Annotated in this window: 6 protein-coding genes; 2 read left to right on the top strand and 4 right to left on the bottom strand. The window is 66.2% G+C overall.

The window, feature by feature from the left end; translation table 11 throughout:
• The 3 genes from kynA to kynB all read right to left on the bottom strand — a co-directional run.
• Positions 1 to 873 (bottom strand): tryptophan 2,3-dioxygenase (gene kynA, locus VMJ11_RS07400; protein WP_325618445.1); only part of this gene is annotated, 873 nt, incomplete at its 3' end.
• 10 nt (positions 874 to 883) lie between these two features.
• Complete coding sequence (gene kynU / locus VMJ11_RS07395; RefSeq protein ID WP_325618443.1) at positions 884 to 2,134, bottom strand: kynureninase; 1,251 nt, start codon at positions 2,132 to 2,134, stop codon at positions 884 to 886.
• 44 nt (positions 2,135 to 2,178) lie between these two features.
• Complete coding sequence (kynB, locus tag VMJ11_RS07390) at positions 2,179 to 2,835, bottom strand: arylformamidase (RefSeq protein WP_325618441.1); 657 nt, start codon at positions 2,833 to 2,835, stop codon at positions 2,179 to 2,181.
• A gap of 141 nt (positions 2,836 to 2,976) precedes the next feature.
• Between kynB and VMJ11_RS07385 the strand changes: the two genes are divergently transcribed.
• Positions 2,977 to 3,483 (top strand): Lrp/AsnC family transcriptional regulator, encoded by a 507-nt coding sequence (locus VMJ11_RS07385; RefSeq protein ID WP_325618439.1) that lies wholly within the window; start codon positions 2,977 to 2,979, stop codon positions 3,481 to 3,483.
• 45 nt (positions 3,484 to 3,528) lie between these two features.
• Here VMJ11_RS07385 and VMJ11_RS07380 read toward each other — a convergent pair whose 3' ends face one another.
• Positions 3,529 to 4,041, bottom strand: a complete 513-nt coding sequence (locus tag VMJ11_RS07380; protein ID WP_325618437.1) for a flavin reductase family protein — start codon at positions 4,039 to 4,041, stop codon at positions 3,529 to 3,531.
• A 240-nt stretch (positions 4,042 to 4,281) separates the two neighbouring features.
• Here VMJ11_RS07380 and msrA point away from each other — a divergent pair.
• Positions 4,282 to 4,823, top strand: a 542-nt coding sequence (gene msrA / locus VMJ11_RS07375) for a peptide-methionine (S)-S-oxide reductase MsrA (RefSeq protein WP_325618435.1), incomplete at its 3' end; no start/stop codon positions are given.

Raw genomic sequence — 4,823 nt, 5'->3', positions numbered from 1 at the left:
CGTGCCGCCCGTACCCTGCTTGAAGCCGATGATGCGCTCGACCGTCGTCACGTGGCGAAAGCGCCATTGGCGGAAGGCGTCTTCGAGATCGACGAGTTCTTCGGCCATCTCGTACAAATCCCAGTACTCCGAAGGATTGCGATAGACCTCGAGCCATGCCGCCTCGACCGTCGCGTCGTGCACGGTAGGCTGCGTCCAGTCGCGCGCGAGCCGGTCGGGCGCGATCGCGAAGCCGCGCCGCGCGAGCAGGCGAATCACTTCGTCATAGAAAGAGGGGGCTTCGAGCGTCGCCTTCACCTGCGCGTGAATCTCGGGCCGGTGCTCGTGAGGCTTGAGCATCTGCTCGTTCTTGTTGCCGAGCAGGAACTCGATCTGCCGGTACTGATACGACTGGAAGCCCGACGAGGCGCCGAGATACGGCCGCATGGCCGTGTACTCGGAAGGCGTGAGCGTCGAGAGCACGTTCCACGCCTGCACGAGCTGCTCCATGATGCGCGAGACGCGCGCCAGCTGCTTGAACGCAGGCGGCAGCGCGTCGCGGTGCACGTTGGCGAGCGCCGCGCGCAACTCGTAGAGCGCGAGCTTCATCCACAGCTCGCTCGTCTGGTGTTGCACGATGAACAGCATCTCGTTGTGATCGGGCGAGAGCGGATGCTGTGCGTTGAGCACGGCGTCGAGCGCGAGATAGTCGCCGTAGCTCATCGAGCCCGAGAAGTCGAGCTGCGCGTCGTGCCAGCCTTCGCCTCCGGCCGCTGCGCTCTGCGCCTGTTGCACGGGCGCTGCCGCGCCATGCCCGAACGGGCAGCCGCCGCGTGCGGCAGTCGCGCCTTCGACTGCGTCGGGCATGCCCGGCACCTGCATGTGATCGTTCATGTGCGGCTCCTCAGGTCACCGCGCCGCGCTCGGCGAATTCGGGCTTGCGCCAGGACTCGGTGGCGAGCACGTCGCGCAGCGTCTCCACGGCGTCCCACACGTCGACGTAACGCAGATACAGCGGCGTGAAGCCAAAGCGCAGCACGCGCGGTTCGCGATAATCGCCGATCACGCCGCGTGCAATCAGCGCCTGCATCACTTCATAGCCGTGCGGATGCTCGAAGCTCACGTGCGAGCCACGCTCCGCATGCTCGCGCGGCGTGACGAGCGTGAGGCCGTATTCCTTGCAGCGCGTCTCGACCAGTTCGATGAACAGGTCGGTGAGCGCGAGCGACTTGCGGCGGATTGCTTGCATGTCGGTTTGCAGGAACACGTCGAGGCCGCATTCGACGAGCGCCATCGAGACGATCGGCTGCGTGCCGCACAGATATCGCCCGATGCCGTCGTCGGGGCGGTATTGCGGGTCCATCTCGAACGGCTGCTTATGGCCCCACCAGCCCGAAAGCGGTTGCGAGAACGCATTCTGATGGCGCCTGGGCACCCACACGAAGCCGGGCGAGCCCGGGCCGCCGTTCAGGTATTTGTACGTGCAGCCCACCGCGTAGTCGGCGTTCGCGCCGTTCAGGTCCACGGGCACCGCGCCCGCCGAGTGCGCGAGATCCCACAGCGCGAGCGCACCCTGCGCGTGGATGTGCTCGGTGAGCGCGCGCATGTCGTGCATCTCGCCGGTGCGGTAGTTCACGTGCGTGATCATCGCCACGGCCACGTCCTTGCGGATCGCGGCGGGCAGCTCCGCGGGGTCGTCGACGAGGCGCAGCTCGTAGCCGCGGTCGAGCTGCTCGATGAGCCCCTGCGCGATGTACAGGTCGCTCGGGAAGTTCGAGCGCTCGGAGACGATCACGCGGCGCTTCGGGTCGCGCGCGTTCTGCACGCGCAGCGCGGCGGAAAGCGCCTTGAAGAGATTGATCGAGATGGTGTCGGTGACGACGACTTCGTTCTCGGCCGCGCCGATCAGCTTCGCGAGCTTGTTGCCGAGGCGGCGCGGCATGGCGAACCAGCCCGCGCTGTTCCAGCTGCGGATGAGTCCTGCGCTCCATTCGGCGCCGATCACGGCCTGCGCGCGCGCGGCCGAGGCCGCGGGCGCCACGCCGAGCGAGTTGCCGTCGAGATAGATCGTTTCGGGCGGGAGCGCGAACTGCTCGCGCAGGGCGGCGAGCGGATCGGCGCGATCGGCTGCCAGGGCTTCGTTGCGGTCGTTCATGTGTATATGTCGTGACTTGGCGGATTGAGCGGGATTGCGGGGATTCAAGTGGCGTCGGCGTCGGCGTCGACGTGTGGCAGCGCGCGCAGCACGGCGCGCACGGGGCTCGCGTCGAGTGTCGCGAACTTCAGCGGCAGCGCGATCAGTTCGTAGTCGCCTGGCGCGACGGCATCGAGCACGACGCCTTCGAGGATCGCCATGCGATGCGCGCGGATGCGGTGGTGCGCGTCCATCGTCTTCGATTCCTGCGGGTCGAGCGAGGGCGTGTCGATGCCGATGAGACGCACGCCGTGCGCGGCGAGCAGGTCGATGGTTTGCGGCGCGACGGCGCAGAACGCGCTGTCCCACCGGTCCTGCGGCGCCTGCGTGTAGGTGCGTAGCAGCACGCGCGACGGGATGCCTTGCAGCGCGCCTTCCACGTGGGCGGGCAGCACGAGCGGCGCGGCGCCCACGCAATGAATCACGCGGCACGTGCCGATATACGCGTCGAGCGGCACCGCGCCTATCGGAGCGCCTTCGGCGTCGTAGTGAAGCGGGGCGTCGGTGTGCGCGCCGGTGTGCGGCGAGAGCGTGACGCGCGCGACGTTGACCGGCGAGCCGGCTTCCATGCGCCACACGCGCTCGATGCCGACAGGCGTGTCGCCGGGCCAGACGGGCGTTTCGGGGTGGATGGGCGGTGAAATGTCCCAGATCTGTGTCATGTCAAAAGGTGCGCCCTAAAGCGTTGTCTCCATGTCAATCGAATGATAGGCAACCCCGCGTGAAATGTGCTTGCGAAAAAAACGCCGCAAACTTCGGTTGTTGGCACATAATTTGTTACAAGACGGGAATGGAGACCAAATATGAACGCAATCTCGCTTGATGCTACCGATTGCCGTATTCTCGCCGTGCTGCAAAACGAGGGACGGATCAGCAATCTCGATCTGGCGGAGCGTATTTCGCTCTCGCCGTCGGCGTGCCTGCGCCGTTTGCGGCTACTCGAGGAGCAGGGCGTGGTGGAGCGCTATCGGGCCAGCCTGAACCGGGAGATTCTCGGTTTCGAGATGGAAGCCTTCGTGCAGGTATCGATGCGCAACGACCAGGAAAGCTGGCACGAGCGCTTCGTCACGGCGCTGCGCGACTGGCCGGAAGTGGTGGGAGCCTACGTGGTGACGGGCGAGACACACTATCTGCTGCGCGTGCTCGCGCACAACCTCAAGCACTACTCGGACTTCGTGCTCAACAAGCTTTACAAGGCGCCGGGCGTGATGGACATCCGCTCGAACATCGTGCTGACGACGCTGAAGATGGAAGCGGGCGTGCCCGTGGAACTGATCGCGCAGCGCGAACCGAAGAGCGCGCAGGCGTAGCGGGAAATAGCGAGGGGCGCCGGGTTCGGCCGGCGGCGCGCAGCGTCAGAGCGATTGCAGCTGGTGGAACGCGCCGGCGTGGAACACGAGCGGCGAGGCGCTCGCGGCGTCTTCGCGCACGCCGCAGCGCTCTACTTCGCCCACGAAAATCACGTGGTCGCCTTCGTCGTAGCGGCTGCGATTGTGGCACTCGAACCACGCAATCGCGCCGTCCAGCACGGGCATGCCGGTGTCGCCCGACGCGTGTGATACGCCTTCGAAGCGGTCGCCCTTCACGGTCGCGAAGCGCTTGCACAGGTCGAGCTGCGACGCCGCGAGCACATTGATCACATAATGGCTGTTCGAGCGGAACACGGGCATCGACGCCGAGCGCGTGGCGAGGCTCCACAGCACGAGCGGCGGACTGAGCGAGACCGAGTTGAACGAGCTGGCCGTGATGCCGACGAGCTGGCCGTCGGGCGCGCGCGTCGTGATGACCGTCACGCCGGTGGCGAACTGGCCGAGCGCGCGGCGGAATGCGGCGTCATCGAAATTGGGCGGGCTGGCGCGGCGGGTCATGGGCGCGCGCCTTTGTGGCGGCCGTCGCTACGGTGGGCGTCACTACGTCGGCCGTCGCCATGGAGGGCCTTACGGGCCAGGGGCACGCGGGCGGCGGCAGGAGCGGGAATCGGCATCAACGTCATTTGGAAAATCTGCGAATTGTCACAATTTTAGCGGAAGCGGCGGTTGGCGGCTCGCGCGGCCCGCTGCGCCGGCAATGCGCCTGAGCGCGCAGTCACGATCAAAGGAGCGAAAAGCATGAATCAGACAGTCCAGACAGCACAGACAGTCGAAGAGGCCACCCTTGGCGGCGGATGCTTCTGGTGCCTGGAAGCGGTGTACCTGCGCGTGGACGGCGTAGTCGCCGTGGAGTCGGGTTACGCGGGCGGCCACGTCGCGAACCCGAGCTACGAGCAGGTCTGCGACGGCGGCACCGGCCACGCGGAGGTCGTGAAGGTGCAGTTCGACCCTGCGAAGATCGGCTATCGCGAGATTCTCGACATCTTCTTCGCGATTCACGATCCCACGCAACTGAATCGCCAGGGCAACGACGTGGGCACGCAGTACCGCTCGGCGATCTTCACGCACTCCGAGGCGCAGCGCGAAACGGCGGAGCAGGCGATCCGCGAACTGGCGGCCGAGGGCGTGTACGACGCCAAGATCGTCACCCAGGTGTTGCCGCTCGACGGCAACTACTTTCCGGCCGAGGCGTATCACCAGAACTACTTCGCGCAGCATCCGAACCAGGGCTATTGCGCGTTCGTCGTCGCGCCGAAGGTCGCGAAGTTCCGCCAGAAGTT

The sequence above is a fragment of the Paraburkholderia sp. genome, assembly GCF_035501035.1.
Lineage (GTDB): Bacteria > Pseudomonadota > Gammaproteobacteria > Burkholderiales > Burkholderiaceae > Paraburkholderia.
The sequence above is the reverse complement of the archived record's forward strand: the minus strand, read 5'-3'. Positions and strand labels throughout refer to the sequence as shown.

Bases quoted from the DNA above. Each gene is read 5' to 3' on its own strand.
- kynU (WP_325618443.1), bottom strand. From the start codon at position 2,134: ATGAACGACCGCAACGAAGCCCTGGCAGCCGATCGCGCCGATCCGCTC.
- kynB (WP_325618441.1), bottom strand. From the start codon at position 2,835: ATGACACAGATCTGGGACATTTCACCGCCCATCCACCCCGAAACGCCC.
- VMJ11_RS07385 (WP_325618439.1), top strand. From the start codon at position 2,977: ATGAACGCAATCTCGCTTGATGCTACCGATTGCCGTATTCTCGCCGTG.
- VMJ11_RS07380 (WP_325618437.1), bottom strand. From the start codon at position 4,041: ATGACCCGCCGCGCCAGCCCGCCCAATTTCGATGACGCCGCATTCCGC.